Source organism: Hongsoonwoonella zoysiae, assembly GCF_013266695.1.
GTDB lineage: Bacteria > Pseudomonadota > Alphaproteobacteria > Rhizobiales > Stappiaceae > Hongsoonwoonella > Hongsoonwoonella zoysiae.
In genome coordinates, this window is record NZ_JABRXF010000002.1 from 1,032,847 (window position 1) to 1,048,078 (window position 15,232).

14 protein-coding genes and 1 pseudogene are annotated in these 15,232 nt (G+C 58.9%); 4 read left to right on the plus strand and 11 right to left on the minus strand.

Going from position 1 to position 15,232, the window contains the following annotated elements; all coding sequences use genetic code 11:
* Window positions 1-361 precede the first annotated feature (361 nt).
* Window positions 362-1,939 carry a serine hydrolase gene (locus HPQ64_RS15965; RefSeq protein ID WP_246270723.1) on the plus strand — a complete coding sequence of 526 codons (1,578 nt, stop codon included), beginning with the start codon at window positions 362-364 and terminating at the stop codon, window positions 1,937-1,939.
* A gap of 17 nt (window positions 1,940-1,956) precedes the next feature.
* On the opposite strand, the gene HPQ64_RS20465 is transcribed toward HPQ64_RS15965, so the two are convergent.
* Both HPQ64_RS20465 and HPQ64_RS15975 read right to left on the minus strand, forming a co-directional pair.
* Window positions 1,957-2,676 (minus strand): DnaJ domain-containing protein, encoded by a 720-nt coding sequence (locus HPQ64_RS20465; RefSeq protein WP_246270724.1) that lies wholly within the window; start codon window positions 2,674-2,676, stop codon window positions 1,957-1,959.
* Between the two features lie 61 nt (window positions 2,677-2,737).
* A complete protein-coding gene (locus HPQ64_RS15975; RefSeq protein WP_172889484.1) occupies window positions 2,738-3,463 on the minus strand; it encodes a vWA domain-containing protein in 726 nt (241 codons plus the stop codon).
* A 194-nt stretch (window positions 3,464-3,657) separates the two neighbouring features.
* Between HPQ64_RS15975 and panC the strand changes: the two genes are divergently transcribed.
* Complete coding sequence (panC, locus tag HPQ64_RS15980; protein WP_172889485.1) at window positions 3,658-4,500, plus strand: pantoate--beta-alanine ligase; 843 nt, start codon at window positions 3,658-3,660, stop codon at window positions 4,498-4,500.
* A 14-nt stretch (window positions 4,501-4,514) separates the two neighbouring features.
* Here panC and HPQ64_RS15985 read toward each other — a convergent pair whose 3' ends face one another.
* The gene (locus HPQ64_RS15985) at window positions 4,515-4,949 is read right to left on the minus strand and encodes a DUF1489 family protein (RefSeq protein ID WP_172889486.1); all 435 of its coding nucleotides are present in this window, start codon (window positions 4,947-4,949) and stop codon (window positions 4,515-4,517) included.
* Between the two features lie 194 nt (window positions 4,950-5,143).
* Between HPQ64_RS15985 and HPQ64_RS15990 the strand changes: the two genes are divergently transcribed.
* Window positions 5,144-6,034, plus strand: a complete 891-nt coding sequence (locus tag HPQ64_RS15990) for an NAD-dependent epimerase/dehydratase family protein (protein ID WP_172889487.1) — start codon at window positions 5,144-5,146, stop codon at window positions 6,032-6,034.
* 6 nt (window positions 6,035-6,040) lie between these two features.
* Here HPQ64_RS15990 and HPQ64_RS15995 read toward each other — a convergent pair whose 3' ends face one another.
* The 5 genes from HPQ64_RS15995 to HPQ64_RS20655 all read right to left on the minus strand — a co-directional run bounded on the left by HPQ64_RS15995 (window position 6,041) and on the right by HPQ64_RS20655 (window position 11,210).
* Window positions 6,041-7,993: an acetyl-CoA carboxylase biotin carboxylase subunit gene (locus HPQ64_RS15995; protein ID WP_172889488.1), complete on the minus strand. Its 1,953-nt coding sequence runs from the start codon at window positions 7,991-7,993 to the stop codon at window positions 6,041-6,043.
* Window positions 7,994-8,001: 8 nt separating this feature from the next.
* The gene (locus HPQ64_RS16000) at window positions 8,002-9,609 is read right to left on the minus strand and encodes a carboxyl transferase domain-containing protein (RefSeq protein ID WP_425483825.1); all 1,608 of its coding nucleotides are present in this window, start codon (window positions 9,607-9,609) and stop codon (window positions 8,002-8,004) included.
* Window positions 9,610-9,746: 137 nt separating this feature from the next.
* On the minus strand, window positions 9,747-10,394 hold the full coding sequence (locus HPQ64_RS16005; RefSeq protein ID WP_172889490.1) for a glutathione S-transferase family protein: 648 nt from the start codon (window positions 10,392-10,394) through the stop codon (window positions 9,747-9,749).
* A 60-nt stretch (window positions 10,395-10,454) separates the two neighbouring features.
* Window positions 10,455-10,856: a rhodanese-like domain-containing protein gene (locus HPQ64_RS16010; RefSeq protein WP_172889491.1), complete on the minus strand. Its 402-nt coding sequence runs from the start codon at window positions 10,854-10,856 to the stop codon at window positions 10,455-10,457.
* A 219-nt stretch (window positions 10,857-11,075) separates the two neighbouring features.
* Window positions 11,076-11,210 (minus strand): hypothetical protein, encoded by a 135-nt coding sequence (locus HPQ64_RS20655; RefSeq protein WP_281358308.1) that lies wholly within the window; start codon window positions 11,208-11,210, stop codon window positions 11,076-11,078.
* A 294-nt stretch (window positions 11,211-11,504) separates the two neighbouring features.
* On the opposite strand from HPQ64_RS20655, the gene HPQ64_RS20245 reads away from it, so the two are divergent.
* Window positions 11,505-12,266, plus strand: a complete 762-nt coding sequence (locus HPQ64_RS20245) for a DUF599 domain-containing protein (protein WP_210260297.1) — start codon at window positions 11,505-11,507, stop codon at window positions 12,264-12,266.
* 44 nt (window positions 12,267-12,310) lie between these two features.
* On the opposite strand, the pseudogene HPQ64_RS20740 reads toward HPQ64_RS20245, so the two are convergent.
* The 3 genes and pseudogenes from HPQ64_RS20740 to HPQ64_RS16025 form a co-directional block, all read right to left on the minus strand.
* Window positions 12,311-13,390 (minus strand): annotated as a pseudogene (locus tag HPQ64_RS20740) (adenylate/guanylate cyclase domain-containing protein); the annotation flags it as partial.
* A gap of 203 nt (window positions 13,391-13,593) precedes the next feature.
* The gene (locus HPQ64_RS16020; protein ID WP_172889493.1) at window positions 13,594-14,388 is read right to left on the minus strand and encodes a YdcF family protein; all 795 of its coding nucleotides are present in this window, start codon (window positions 14,386-14,388) and stop codon (window positions 13,594-13,596) included.
* A gap of 9 nt (window positions 14,389-14,397) precedes the next feature.
* The gene (locus HPQ64_RS16025; protein ID WP_172889494.1) at window positions 14,398-15,225 is read right to left on the minus strand and encodes an aldo/keto reductase; all 828 of its coding nucleotides are present in this window, start codon (window positions 15,223-15,225) and stop codon (window positions 14,398-14,400) included.
* Between the last annotated feature and the right edge of the window lie 7 nt (window positions 15,226-15,232).

The window sequence follows — 15,232 nt, forward strand, 5'->3', positions numbered from 1 at the left end:
TTCACTCGAGTCGTTGGGAGTAACTGTTCACCGCCGAACGGCGATGCTGTAGCGAAAATTGAATGAAGCGCCCTGTACAGCGGTCGGAATATGTCGCTATTAACGAATGAGTAACCATAACAACAAACTTCTTCGGGCGCAGGTTTCGCGTTTTTCGCCCGGATTTCCGCCCAAACCGCATCAAAGCCGCCTTGCTCATTTACACAATGGTAACCGCGTTTCCAGCATGGTTTACGAGTTGCGACCGACTGCGAATCTGCATTGCAGCAATGTCGCGCCGAATTGAGAATACGGTGTCGGGATGAGACGCCGCATTCGGCACGAATCGAAACCGTCTATCCCAGAACAGGGTGCTATTGTGTTGAGTAAGAGTGCCAAACGTACGGGACGTTTCCTGAAGTCGCTCGTCCGTTGCGCGGCTGTAGCGGCCGTTGCCGTCGGATTGGGGATCGCAAACCCTCAAAGTGCCGACGCCAATCCTAAATATTCCGGCATAGTCGTGGATGCGAAAACCGGCAAGACGCTCTATTCCTACAAGGCGGATACACCTCGATATCCCGCATCCCTTACCAAGATCATGACGCTCTATGTTCTGTTCGAGGAATTGGAAGCTGGGCGATTTAGCCTCAACAGCCAGTTGAGGATCACGAAAACATCCGCCGCCAAGCCACCGTCGAAGCTGGGATTGAAGCCGGGATCGACGATCCGCGTCAAAGACGCAATCCTCGCTCTCGTGACGAAATCCGCAAACGATATCGCAGCAGCGGTCGCAGAAAACATCTCAGGCTCGGAAGCCGCATTCGCCCGGCGCATGACGGCGACCGCGCGCCGTATCGGCATGAAGAACACGACCTTCCGCAATGCCTCCGGCCTTCCGGACTCGGGCCAGAAGACGACGGCCAGGGATATGGCGACCCTCGGGCGCGCCATCCAGGAACGATTTCCAAAGTATTACGGCTATTTCGATACGCGCGTTTTCACCTATAAAGGCCGCCGTTACGGCAACCACAATCGCCTTCTGGGAAGCGTGAAGGGTGTCGATGGTATTAAAACCGGGTACATACGCGCATCCGGCTTCAACCTTGTGACATCCGTTAAACGTGATAATCGCGAGATCGTCGCGGTCGTCATGGGCGGGCGAACGGGCGCATCGCGCAATGCGCAGATGAAGAAGCTCATCGCTCAATACCTTCCCAAGGCTTCCACCGGGCCCAACCGATCCAACGTGCTCGTCGCAAGTGCGCGCCGCGGTGCCGCTTTCCATGCCGCCAGCCTTGCCGAAGCACCGGTTCCGGACCTGAAGCCTGAGCTCGACAACGAACCGCGAGTAACGGGCGCGGTGCCGATTCCGGCGAAGGTGCCCTCCAAGGCGAGCCTGGTTGCCTCTTATGCTCCGGAGCGTAAGGCCGCTATCGCGCTGCCGGAAGCAAAGTCCGAGATCACTGCGAGAGACAGGATCGTCAACTCACCCTTGTTTGGTGATACCAGCCCGAAGCCTGCGAAGAAAATCGCACAGGTGAAAAAGGTAAAGACAATCGCGGTCATTCCCGGCCGCCCTTTTCCGTCGCCGGAGAAAGCCATTCCGAGCGAGTCTGTCGAAGTCGCCTCCGCCGAACCTGTCGCCATGGGCGATGCAGACATCGACGACGAAGCGACTGTCACTGTAGCGTCCAACAATTCCGCCGATCCGGAGCCGGGCTGGCAGGTTCAGATTGCCGCTGCAGAAACGGAAGACCTCGCAATTTCCATCCTGAAGCGCGCAAAGGGCAAGGCCGGAGGCGCGCTGCGCGGGATCGACCCCTACACGGAACCTGTCGAGTCCGGGGGGAATACGCTCTACCGCGCGAGGTTCGTCGGTTTCGCCTCCAAATCGGAAGCCTGGAGCGCCTGCAAAACGCTCAAGCGAGCGAAATACGATTGCTACGCCATCTATGAGTAATGCGTGAAGGTGGGGGATCAATGTCTTCGCAAAAGCACGTCTTTAGCCTCGTTGAGCTTGGCGGCGAGAAAGGAAGTGCCGCCGCTGTCGGGGTGCAGCCGCTTCATAAGGCGGCGGTGGGCCGCCCGGATTTCCGCCTCGCCGGCGCCGTCAGAAAGCCCAAGAATCTCGTAGGCTTCCTCCTTGGACATGGCGCCAGAGCCAGACGGGCCGCCCTGCCGGTCTGCGGCATCCGCCTGGAAGTCTTCACGCCATCCGGCAAGCCGGCGGTCGAGATAAGCTTCGAGTAAGGCCACACTGTCGCCGTCCGACCTTATCTCCTCCCAGAGCTCCTTCAGCGATCCGGGGGCAAGCGCATCCAGCGTTTGCCCCTGATACTTGCCCTCAAGAACCATCCCGTCCATATCGCCGCTGTCGTGATCGAGCCGCATCTCAATAAAACGTGAACGAACCGCCGACGACTGGCCGGCAGCAGCCCCGCTACCGGATTGTCCCCCGCCGGCTGAAGAAAACCCCGCGATCTTCCGCAGCCCCAAAAGCGATAGCGCAAACCCGCCCACCGGGAGCGCGAGCACCCAGCGTCCGGTCAATACCAGTCCGGCCGCCGCCGCCAGCAGCAATATCCCGCCGGCGATCCTGATCTGATTTGCAAGCGAAGCGGGATTGGCATTCACAAAGGCGCGGCCAAAGACAAGCAGGATCAAAAGCAAGATGATCCCGAGGATCAGATACGCCATTATTCGTTACTTACCTCCAAGGGTTGCGGTGGTCGGAAGGTTGCGCATTCAAGCGGCAAGATCAACGCATATGAGGCAGAAGAAGGCGTGCACCGGCATCTCCCTTGCGTTCCAGATCTTCGAGCGCCTTTAGCCCGCCGGACGCGTAAACCGCCGTCGCCTTGAGCAATTCCGCCAGCTCTCTGGCGGAAGCGCTGTCGAAGCTGAAATAGGCGCCATTGGTCAACCTTGCGATTTCACGAAAGGCGCGTTCTGCATGGGCGTCCCGCCCTTCCTGGAAGATAAATGCCGGCACGCCCAAAAGGCCCAGTTCCCCCGCCCTTGCGCAGAGATCGTCGACATCCTCTTCCACACAATCACCGATGTAGACAAGCGCTTGCACCTTCTTGCGCCGGGTTTCGTCTATCGCATGTCTCAAGACTTTGCGGATCTGGGTCTGACCACCACGGCAATCGATACGGGTCATGAGATTCGCAAGCGCATTCGCATTCACCACCCATTTGGATGCCGCACATTCCCCGAAGCCGCGAAAATAGACAAGCTGCATGGATAGGCCGCCGACCGTTCCCGCCGCGCCGAACATTTCCGCCTGAATGCCACATGCCCGATCCCAGGTCGGCTGGCGGCTCATCGTCGCGTCCAGCGCAATGATCAGCCGCCCCATCCCCGAGGACGGCTTGATCCGCTTCGCGGCATTGAGGAACTCAGCGATATCCCCTGAAGACGAACTCTGATCATGCGATAGCGCACTGCCTTTTTTGTCGACGATGTCGCGCTTGTCAGACACCTGCAGGCTCCCTGCCCCGTTTTTGGTCCTGCTTTCAAATATGGCATCGTGCACGCCAATACCAATCCGTAATTCGCTCGATTGGCCGGGATGCGCGCACCAAACCGATCTGCTAGAGATACTGCAACGCAACATGGACTGAGCGGCATGTTCGGACCCAATAGAAATAAAAATACGGAGGGAAGGAGCAGCGAATGACCGCTCCAGAGATTCACAGGACAATTGACGAACTCAGAGCGGCGCTCAGGCCCGCACGCCAAGTAGGCGATCGAATAGCCATGGTGCCAACAATGGGGGCACTGCATGAAGGCCACCTTTCCCTGGTCGAGCGCGCGCGCGTCGAAGCCGACCGCGTCGTCGTATCGATCTTCGTAAATCCAACGCAGTTTGCTCCGCATGAAGATTTCGATGCGTACCCACGCGATGAGGACAAGGATCTAAAATTGCTGGGCGCATTTGACGTTGAGGCCGCATTCATTCCGTCAGTGCGGGAAATGTATCCGCAAGGGTTTGCGACAGGCGTCACGGTAGGTGGGCCTTCCGAAGGGCTGGAAAGTGCCTTTCGTCCTCATTTCTTCGACGGCGTCGCCCTTGTGGTCACGAAGCTGCTCCTGGCGGCAATGCCGGATGTCGCGATATTCGGCGAGAAAGACTATCAGCAGCTATGCGTTGTCAGGCGCATGGCCCGGGATCTCAATATCCCGACCGAAATCATCGGCGCGCCCACCGTGCGCGAGCCGGACGGTCTCGCCATGTCATCGCGCAATGTCTATCTGTCGCCCGAAGAGCGGCGAACGGCGGCGAGCCTTCCGGAAATATTGCGCGAAGCGGTCGAGCGGATTGTCGGAGGCGAAGATACCCATGACGTTCTGCCGATTTCCAGACAGAGGCTGGAAGCACGCGGTTTCAAGGTCGATTATCTGGAACTGCGCGACGGCGATACCCTAGGCCCCGTCACGGATGATACCCGGTCCCGACGCATTCTTGTTGCCGCGTGGCTTGGGAAGACACGGCTAATCGACAATATGGCCGTGTAGCAATCCTGAAGGCTTCAGATCAGGCAAAGTTCAGCCAGATCGCGGCGCATTGTTTCCGGGATATCGCCGGCCTCCGAGTTCGTGTTCGCGTCCTTCGGCGCATCATCCGGTTTCAGGTATCGCCATCCCTGAAACGGCCGCCGCGGCTGCATTCTGGTTGTAACGAGTTCGGGATCGAGGACGAGATGGCAGCGCTTTATCCCGCCTTCATCGGTAAACGGACGAATATTGATCAAGCGCTGGCGCGCTTGCACATATCCCTTGATGACCCAGTAGAGCGAACCGCCGTCAAGCAGGTCCTGTGCCCTGGTCGGCACCATTCGGGTCGTGTGGATCTGCTCCGCCGGCATACCCTTGGCACGGCGATCGGCTTGGCGCTGATCGATCCAGGCTTGCAGATCCTCAACGGATTCCGCTCCAACGCAAAGTTTTACCAGATGAAGGCTCATGACCCATATTTAGCAATCGGGTCGAGACAAACAAATGCCCGGAAAGGCATCCTTACCGTTTTACACAGGTGACCTCGCAAACACAGCCGGCGGCTGAATGACGCGAATTAAAGGCAATCGCTTGCGCGAATCGGCAACAGGCGGATTCATGACATGATAACGGGCGGTCCGGTCAAGTCCTGGAGACAATACACATGGATATTTTTCTGACAGGAGGAACGGGAACTATCGGCCAGCATGTGATGGCTCGCCTTCAAAGGGCCGGGCACAGGGTTACTGCGCTTGCGCGTTCCGACCGCGCGGAGATGATCCTCCGCGATCAGGGTGTGGACATCGTACGCGGCGACCTCGGTGCCCCGGACGAATGGGTGGCCGACGCCGTCTATTGCGACACCCTCGTTCATGCCGGGGCCTCCTTCGATGAAACAATGGGCCCCTCGGAAAAGAAGCTGGTCGCTGCCCTCCGGCAGGCAACCGCCGGGCGGGAAATCCCCTTCAACGTTGTCTACACGGGCGGCGTTTGGCTTTATCCCGATTCAGGAGGCAAGCCGCTTTCGGAGACGACCCCCTTCCGTCCCCTTCCCTCGTTCGCCTTCATGGCGGAGACGATCCGTTCTTTGCAAGCGATACAAACTTTGGGTGTTTCGGTGATCCACCCGGCACTTGTCTGCTCTCAGGTCGCAGGCCCGGTATCGGACATGCTGCGCATGGCTGAAGAAGGCCTTCCCTATTCGACGCGCGCGAACCCGGACACCGTCTGGCCGCTCGTGGACGCCGAAGACCTTGCGGATCTTTACCTGCGCGCAGTCGAGGAGCACCGTTACAGGATCATGGTTGTTGGCTGTGGTGTGGAGGGTGTCAAGGTTGGCGAGCTTGCGGATATGGTCAGCCAGTCGAGCGGGTTGACGCTCGATCTGGCGCTTGAGGAACCGGAAGCCGGAGCCAACCCCCTGGCCGATTGGCGGGCCGGCTACACGTTGTCGCAGAGTTTCGGTCATGACCGCGCCAAACGTCTGTTGGGATGGCGCCCGCGCATAACCCGGACAGACACTTTGGTGGGCAAGCTCACCCCGATCGCGGCCTAAGGGGCCTCATTTGTTTGCACCGGCGCTTTCCTCGTCATTCATTACGACGACGGCAGTCCCCTGATCGACCTGATCTCCCTCGACGACAGGCACGTCTTCGATCACACCGTCGCGCGGCGCGGTGATGGCGTGCTCCATCTTCATCGCCTCGACGACCGCAAGCCTGTCTCCCTTTGTCACGTGGTCGCCCGCCTTGACATGGATTGCGATAACCTTGCCGTGCATGGGCGCCTTGACGCTGGCGGTCCCATGGGCCGGTTCGACATCACGGGCAAGCGCATCAACCTTCGCGACCCTCACGGCGCGCCCGCCTTCGAACGCCCAGACCACGGCGCCGCGGCGCAGGACCTCGCCGGCCTTGTCCGGAACCTCCACACCGTTTTCGCTTACGATCCTGCCGCCTTCCCAAGCGATATCGATATCGCGTGTTTCGCCGCTCACATCTATCTTGAGTTTGAGCCGGCGAGCATCCGAAAGCTGAAACGCATCTTCGACGGACCAAGGGTCCAGCCAGCCTTCCCGCCTTTCCGGCTTCCTGCTTCCCCCGATCAACTCTGCAACGGCCGCGGCGATTGTCGCCTCCGAGACAACACCTTCCGTTAGCGTCGCGATCCGCCGGTCGATCAACCCGGTATCGAAACCGCCTTCGCGAACCTCCAGAAGGTCAATCAGCGATGCCAAAAATGCGAGATTGCTCTTCAGCCCGGCGACCTTGGCCGCTTTCAGATAGGCGGAAAGTCGCTCCAAGGCATCATCACGTGTTTCACCGTGCACGATAACTTTAGCGATCATCGGATCGTAAAAGGGGGAAACATCCGCTCCCTCGACGACACCGGTATCGATACGCACTTTCTCCAAATCCGGAAGCTCCAGGACTTCGAGCTTGCCTGTCGATGGCAGGAAGCCGTTATCCGGGTCTTCCGCATAAAGCCGAACCTCAACCGCATGCCCCTTGAGCGACAACTGGTCCTGCTCGCATGGCAGCGGCTCGCCCGAGGCCACGCGGAACTGCCATTCCACTAGGTCCTGACCGGTGACGAGTTCGGTGACCGGATGCTCCACCTGAAGGCGCGTGTTCATTTCCATGAACCAGAAACCGTCTGTGCGAAGAGGGCCGGATCCATCGACGATGAATTCAACTGTTCCCGCGCCGCTGTAACCGACGACCTTCGCAGCCGCCACGGCCGCCTGCCCCATGGCATTGCGCACTTCATCGGTCATGCCCGGCGCGGGCGCTTCCTCGATCACCTTCTGATGGCGACGCTGCGCCGAACAGTCGCGCTCGAAGAGATGTACGGCATTGCCGTGATTATCGCCGAACACCTGAATTTCTATGTGCCTCGGGTTGAGGACAAATTTCTCGATCAACACGCGCGGATCGCCGAATGCGCCTTGGGCTTCGCGTTGCGCGGAAGTGAGCGCATCGTCAAAATCGATCGCCTTGTCGACCCGGCGCATGCCCTTGCCACCACCGCCGGCAACCGCCTTGATCAGTACCGGATAGCCGACCTCATAGGCCTTGCGCTTCAGGAAATCGGCATCCTGCATATCGCCGTAGTAGCCCGGCACGACCGGGACGCCGGCCTTTTCCATCAACGCTTTCGCCCCGTCCTTCAAGCCCATCGCTCTGATGGCAGCCGCGGATGGCCCGACAAAGACGATCCCTGCACGCTCGCATGCGTCGGCGAAAGCCGCATTTTCCGACAAGAAGCCATAGCCCGGGTGGATCGCCTCCGCGCCCGTCTTCTTCGCGGCTTCAATGATCCTTTCGCCGACAAGATAGGATTGCGCACTCGGTGCCGGCCCGATCGCAACCGCCTCGTCGGCGAGCTTCACATGCAGCGCGTTTCTGTCCGCATCCGAATAGACGGCCACGGTCCGGATGCCGAGGCGCCGCGCGGTCTTGATGATGCGGCAGGCTATTTCACCCCGGTTAGCGATCAACACTGATGACAGCATGAGATTCCTCACATGCGGAACACGCCGAAGCGCGTATCCGGTATCGGGGCGTTTAGTGTGGCGGAAAAGGCAAGGCCAAGCACGCGGCGCGTCTCCTGCGGCAGGATGATGCCATCATCCCAGAGCCTTGCGCTGGCATAATAAGGATGGCCTTCCTGCTCGTACTTGTCACGGATCGGCGCCTTGAAAGCGTCTTCCTCCTCCAGGCTCCATGTGCCGCCGTCAGCCTCGATATTGTCGCGGCGCACTGTCGCCAGCACGCTCGCCGCCTGCTCCCCGCCCATCACGGAAATTCTGGCATTCGGCCACATGAACAGGAAACGCGGCTGATAGGCCCGCCCGCACATGCCGTAATTGCCCGCGCCATAAGAGCCGCCGACGATCACGGTAATCTTCGGGACCTTTGCGCAAGCAACCGCCGTCACAAGCTTTGCGCCGTCCTTGGCGATGCCGCCGGCTTCATACTCGCGGCCAACCATGAAGCCGGTGATGTTCTGCAGGAACAGCAGCGGGATCTTTCGCTGGCAACAAAGCTCAACGAAATGCGCTCCCTTCAGCGCGCTTTCGGAAAACAGAATGCCGTTATTGGCAATGATCCCAATCGGAATTCCGTGAATTCGGGCAAAGCCGGTCACCAGCGTCGTCCCGTAATTCGCCTTGAATTCGTCGAGTTCCGAACCGTCGACGATCCGCGCGATAACTTCGCGGATATCATACTGCTTCTTGAGGTCGACCGGGACGACACGATCCAGGTCCGCTGGATCGACAACCGGATCGCGCGGCTCGGTGAATTGGATTTGTGGGCGTTTCTCGAAATTCAGGTTGGCAACTATGCGCCTTGCCTGCGCAAGTGCCTGATCGTCATCAATGGCGTAATGGTCCGCGACGCCGGACGTGCGGGTGTGCACCTCCGCACCGCCCAGGTCTTCCGCGGAAACGACCTCCCCGGTCGCCGCCTTAACCAGTGGCGGCCCGGCAAGAAAGATCGTGCCTTGCTGGCGCACGATAATCGTCTCGTCCGACATCGCGGGCACATAGGCCCCTCCGGCCGTACATGAGCCCATCACCGCCGCGATTTGCGGAATGCCCATCGCCGACATATTGGCCTGATTGTAGAAAATACGGCCGAAATGATCGCGATCGGGGAATACTTCGGTCTGGTTCGGCAGGTTCGCCCCGCCGGAATCGACAAGGTAGATACAGGGAAGCCGGTTTTCCATGGCGACTTCCTGCGCCCTCAGGTGCTTTTTCACCGTCATAGGGTAGTAGGTGCCGCCCTTGATGGTGGCATCGTTGCACACGATCATGCACTCGCGGCCGGAAACCCGGCCGATGCCGGTTATGAGCCCGGCCCCATGGATTGCATCATCGTACATCCCGTGGGCCGCAAGTGGAGACAACTCGAGGAACGGGCTTCCGGGATCGATAAGCCGCGCCACACGCTCGCGCGGCAGCAACTTGCCGCGTTTGACATGGCGCTCACGCGCGCGATCCGGGCCACCCTTTGCAATCTCGCTGCGGCGGGTCTTGAGATCTTTCGCAAGCTCCGCCCAGGCTGCCCGGTTCTCCTCCGTCTCCGGCGTATGGGCCGTGAGACTGCTTGGCAAAGACGTCACGTTCCTATCCCTCCCCGGTCGGCGCATTCAGCACGCCGGTGCGAACCAATCGACGTGAAATTGAATGACGTTTACGTTTTAGTCAATATGACAGATTTTTGTGTTGTTAATCAAATTATTAGAATGATAAAGGTACATCACTCCGCTTCATCCGCAGCCACGATCCAGGGTTCTTTCAAGGCTTCCTCGCGCCATTGCCGCATGAACGAATGCTCCATGACCGCATGCGCGTAAGCCTTTTCGACACCCGCCAGCGGCAACTGATACGTCAAGAAACGCGTGACGACCGGCGCATAGAAACAGTCGACAGCAGAAAAATCGCCAAACAGAAACATGCCGTCACTCGAATATTTTTCGCGGCAATCGCGCCAGATATCTCGCACTCTTTCAATATCCTTTTTGGCGTCGAATGGCTCGGCACGCGAAGCTGGCTTGCGTCTCAGGTTCATCGGATAACCGTTCCGCAGATCCTGGAAGCCGGAATGCATTTCGGCAACGATCGAACGTGCGTTTGCCCGTGCCGTCTGGTCCTTCGGCCAAATTCCCTTCTCGGGGAACTTCTCCGCCAGATATTCGATGATCGAGAGCGAATCCCAAACGACCACGTCGCCGTCGATCAACGTTGGTACACGTCCGGCCGGAGAAAACCTCTCGACTTCCGCCTTGAATTCCGGCGTATCGAGAAGGATCAGAATTTCATCGAAATCCGCTCCCGTCAGCTTCATGGCAAGCCAGGCCCTGAGTGACCAGGAGGAATAGTTCTTGTTGCCGATTGCAAGCCGCATTTGGTCCTCCAGCGAAAGACGGGAACGGTCCGAGTGCCCTTACGCACCAGATATGCGCGCCTATTTTTCTTTCTTTTCAACGGGAAATCCGGCCTCGGTCCAGGCTCCGAACCCGCCTTCGATATGGGCAACCTTCTCAAGCCCCATGTCCTGAAGGGTTTTCGTGGCAAGGGCCGAACGCCAGCCGGCCGCGCAATAAAGCACAAATGTCTTGTCTTCGGAAAAGACCGATTTGTGATACGGGCTTTCCGGATCGACCCAGAATTCCAGCATGCCCCGCGGTGCATGGAGCGCCCCGGGAACAGACCCTTGCGCCTTTAGCTCCCGCACGTCCCGAATATCGACGAATACGACATCCTCGTTTTCGTGCAGTTCGCGCGCTTCCGCCACGCTTAGCGTTTTTACCTCCGCCATGGCCTCGTCGATCAACGCCCGATAGCCTTTCTTCATTCTTGCAGGCATGACGCCCTCCGCTGATTTGCACCAATCATCCGAATCCGAAGTTCGTCTCCCCCGGCGTGGTCGGAAGGAACTTCAAATTCACGACACTGGCCGGCAGTGTCGACAGTGAAGTGCGCGATTGCAAGACGGATTAATTGTGTTTGCAAAAAGAGCTTTCAAAACGAAAACGGGCGCGGTTTCCCACGCCCGTTTTCGTGTCTGCGCATTTGCGAAAGCTGATTATTGCACCGCAACCGAAGCGGTCTGTGCGACATCGGCTCCGCCGAACAGAAAAATGAGCGACAACGCACCTCCAAGGGCCAACGCGGTCCACACCGCGACACCCCAGCAGGATTTCTGCACGTTTTCGTCCATGAAAACCCTTCACAAAATCAGGATCTTTCGGGATCCGAACCGTGGATGGCGCCCCAGCCTCTTACGCTTTTGCCATCCCGTCGTGGCGCGGAGAATTAAGGTCTCGTTAAAAATTTCGCAAGTGCAAAAATTGCAGATCTTACGTCGACGTAATGCATAACGCAGCGCAATCCAGGGATCCGGCCTTTTTCACGCACCGCATGGTTTCATGCGGGTTATCAAATAGCGCCCTTGCCGGCCGGATGCCTGCTCGTGCAAAGTCCCGCCAACGTCGTCCACGACCGGGATGCACCAATGGATGTACTATCGACAACGGACTATGCCGCCCTCGCCTGGTTCGTCTTGGCCTGGTTCGGGTTCAATATTGCGGTGGAATATTCGCCGTTGAAAACGCTCACCTTATCCAGCGCGATGGATGATCATCGCCGCCGCTGGATGGCAACCATGAGCGCGCGCGATGTGCGCATCATGGATGTTGGCATCCTCAATGGCCTGCAACAGGGAACCGGTTTTTTCGCTTCCACGTCGCTGCTGGCGATTGGCGGCTGTTTTGCGCTCCTGAACTCCACGGAGCGGATCTTGCAAGTCGCCACGCATCTCGGCCTACCCGCTTCGAACGCACCCGTTTTATGGGAAGTCAAGGTGCTCGGCCTTACCTTGATCTTCGCGTATGCCTTTTTCAAGTTCGGCTGGGCCTACCGGTTGTTCAACTACACGACGATCCTCGTCGGCGCGACACCGGATATTACGCGCGACGAACCGGAGTTGCCGCGCCTTTTCGCTGCGGAAGCCGGTGACCTGATGGTTCAGGCCGGCGTACATTTCAATCGGGGCCAGCGCGCTTTTTTCTTCTCGATCGGCTATCTCGGCTGGTTCGTGGACCCGCGCCTCTTCGCGGCAACAACGCTGGCGGTGCTGATCGTGCTTTGCCGGCGTCAGTTCTTTTCCAGAGCGCGGTCGGTCGCCACATCCGCGCACCAGTTGCCATCCTCGCCGAGCATGCGGGCCGTCGGCTCGAAAATCGAGACGGGTTCGTCGAACCCCTTCACCGGATAACGGCCGCTATAGCCGGCATGGCATCCCATCATGTCGGCGATTGTCTGCGACACCAGGATGTCATGCTCCAGATCACGCGACAGCCCGGCAATCCGCGAAGCGAGATTCACCGTTGGCCCGATCACCGTGAAATCAAGGCGGGTTTCCGCCCCAACGTTGCCGAAGAACACATCACCGGCATGCAAGCCGATACCAACCCTGATCTGAGGCGACTCGTCGCAGCAGTTCCGATTGATGCGGGCGATCTTTTCCACCGCTTCGCCGGCAGCCATCAGCGCCTGGCGCGCGGCTTCCCGTGCCGTCGTCTCGCAACTGTAGGGAAAGACCGCCATCACTTCGTCACCGATGAACTTCAGCACCTCTCCGCCATGGCCTTCCACTGCAGTGGTGATGGCACCGAAGTAATTGTTGAGAAGAACGACCAGTTCCTCCGCCGGCAGGGTGTTGGAAAGGCGAGTGAAGCCGCGAAGATCGGCAAATCCGACAACCGCCGAGATCGTTTCACCCTCGCCGCGCTTGATAGTCCCTTCTAGAACCCGCCGTCCCGCGCGCTTGCCGACGTAGGTTTCAAGCATCGTACGCGATGACCGCTTGAGAGTCTGAAGCTCACAAATCAGCCCGAGTGGGCGTGCAACCGTTTCAAGCACCGCGATATGCGCCTTGGAAAAGCCACCCGGCTCCTTCGTTGCGGCGGTAAACACCTTCGTTGAACCATCGGAAAACGGCATCGGCACAGCCGCATAGTCTGTGTAACCGCCAGCACGAAGGTCCGCGAGAATGGCAAATTCATCAGCCGCCGGCTTTTTGTCGATCGACCTGTGGAGCGTCTCATTGTTGAGGAAAACCTGCTTCAACGGGCTTTCATCGTAAAGACGCTGCAGATTTGCCGATTCCTTGTACCGACGGAGTTCCGTTTCACCGTTGGATGTCCAAAGCGCGCTCTCCGCCCTGACGATCGGATGCAATACGGATATATTCGTCGAGATCCTGTCGACCAGAACACCTGCCTCGCGCAGCCTTGTCGCGAGCTGTCCGATCAGCCGCACCGGGTTTTCGATATGGATAGCGCCGTCGTGCAGCCACTCCACGACATCGGCAACAATCAGAGACGCATTGATCGTCATGGTGTATCCCCGCAAATCCCGGCACTGCCGCGTCCGGTCACGTTTATCCGGCAAAATCTAAATAGGTGCCCAACCCTCCGAGCGAAAGGTTGCACTGCAGCAATTAAACTAACACTAGCGTGAACGATCCGTTCAGGCATCAAACCCTCAATCCGGGCGTCATGGCGGAAATTAATGCCTTCGTGCACGCGGGTGAGAAAACGTCACGGACCGGGAAAGAGAGCGTCACTCCGTCCGGTTGCAAAATAGGCCGCAAGGCCGATCCATTCCCTCACGGCCTGATCGAGCCGCGTCAGCCCCATTGACGCGGAACGAAACCAGCGGGAGCGGTCGTCCGTTCCGCTTGTTTCCCAATCGACGGGAAATGCCACAATATCCGCCCACCCGGCTCGACGAAACGCCCCGACGGACCGTGGCATATGCGCGGCTGACGTTATCAGCAGCCAGGTTTCGCCAGGCTTTGGTTTCGCGACTTCAAGCGCATTTTTCGCATTCTGCCATGTGTTGAGCGAGGCGCCCTCGATCTCGATACGCGCCAAGGGCACACCCAACTCGGTAAGGATATCGCGGGCGAAGGCGGATTCGCCTTGATCCTCGGACTTACCGCTCGTTCCGCCGGAAAGCAGAATGCGGGCGGACGGGTATCGGCTCGCAAGGCGAGGAACCACCATCAGCCTTTCCGCCGGGCGCTCTATACCGGGATAGGGCCTTGCCGCACTTGCCAGCGTATCGATCGCCCCGCCAAGGACGACGATGCCGGCGACGGCTTCGGGCATGGGATCGGGAGTTTCAAAGCGTTGCTCCAGCGGCAGTATCAGCCAGTTGGCAAGCGGCGAAAACCCGCCGACGAACAGTCCCGAGGCGGAAAGAACGATCAGCACCCCGCCCAGCCGGCGAAGCCTCAGCAGGTTGAGGCCAAGCCCGGCCAACAGCGTTGCGACTAGCAGGTTGGATGGCCGCAACAGGAAAAAAGCGACTTTCGAGACCAGCGCAAACATCGGCGCGGCCTACTCGGGGTCCCAGGTCGGCGCCCAATCCATGTTGACCGTTCGCCCGGAAGCCGAGCCGAGCGCGAAGAGCGCATCCATTTCCTCAGGCGTAAGCTCGAATGCCAACGCTCCAGCGTTTTCCCTAAGCCGCGCGCGATGAGCCGTTTTGGGGACGGCAACCACCCGTTCTTGCTGGATAAGCCACCTGAGCGCCACTTGCGCTTCCGTCTTGCCGTGCTTCCTGGCGATATCCTGAATGACCGGCACATCGGATACCCGCCCGCGGGCAATGGGCGCATAAGCGGTAATGGCCATATCCGTTTCGTCGGCAGCCTCCAACACCCGTCTTTGGGAAAGCAGCGGATGATATTCGACCTGGTTGGCCACCAGGGCACCACCCGCGTAGCCCTGCGCCTCGCGCATCATGCGGGAGGTGAAGTTCGAAACTCCGATAGCCTTCACCCATCCCCGGTTTTTAAGCTCCAGCAGTCCCTCTATGGATTCTTTGAGTGGAATGCGCGGATTCGGCCAGTGGATAAGAATGAGGTCGGCGTAGTCCAGCCCCAGCCTGTCCAGGCTTTCCTCGCAAGAGCGGATCATGTCTTCTGGAGCGATCCTGTCGTACCAGACCTTGGTCGTGAGAAATACATCCTCGCGGGATACACCGCTTGACCGGATGCCTTTGCCCACTTCAGCCTCGTTGGCGTACATCGCCGCCGTGTCGATATGGCGCCAGCCATCTTCAAGCGCGGCCAGCACCATGTCGCGGCATTCCTTATCCGCCAGCCGCCATGTGCCAAGGCCGAGCTTGGGAATGACGGTATCCTTGATCGTAACGCTTTCCACGAGAACC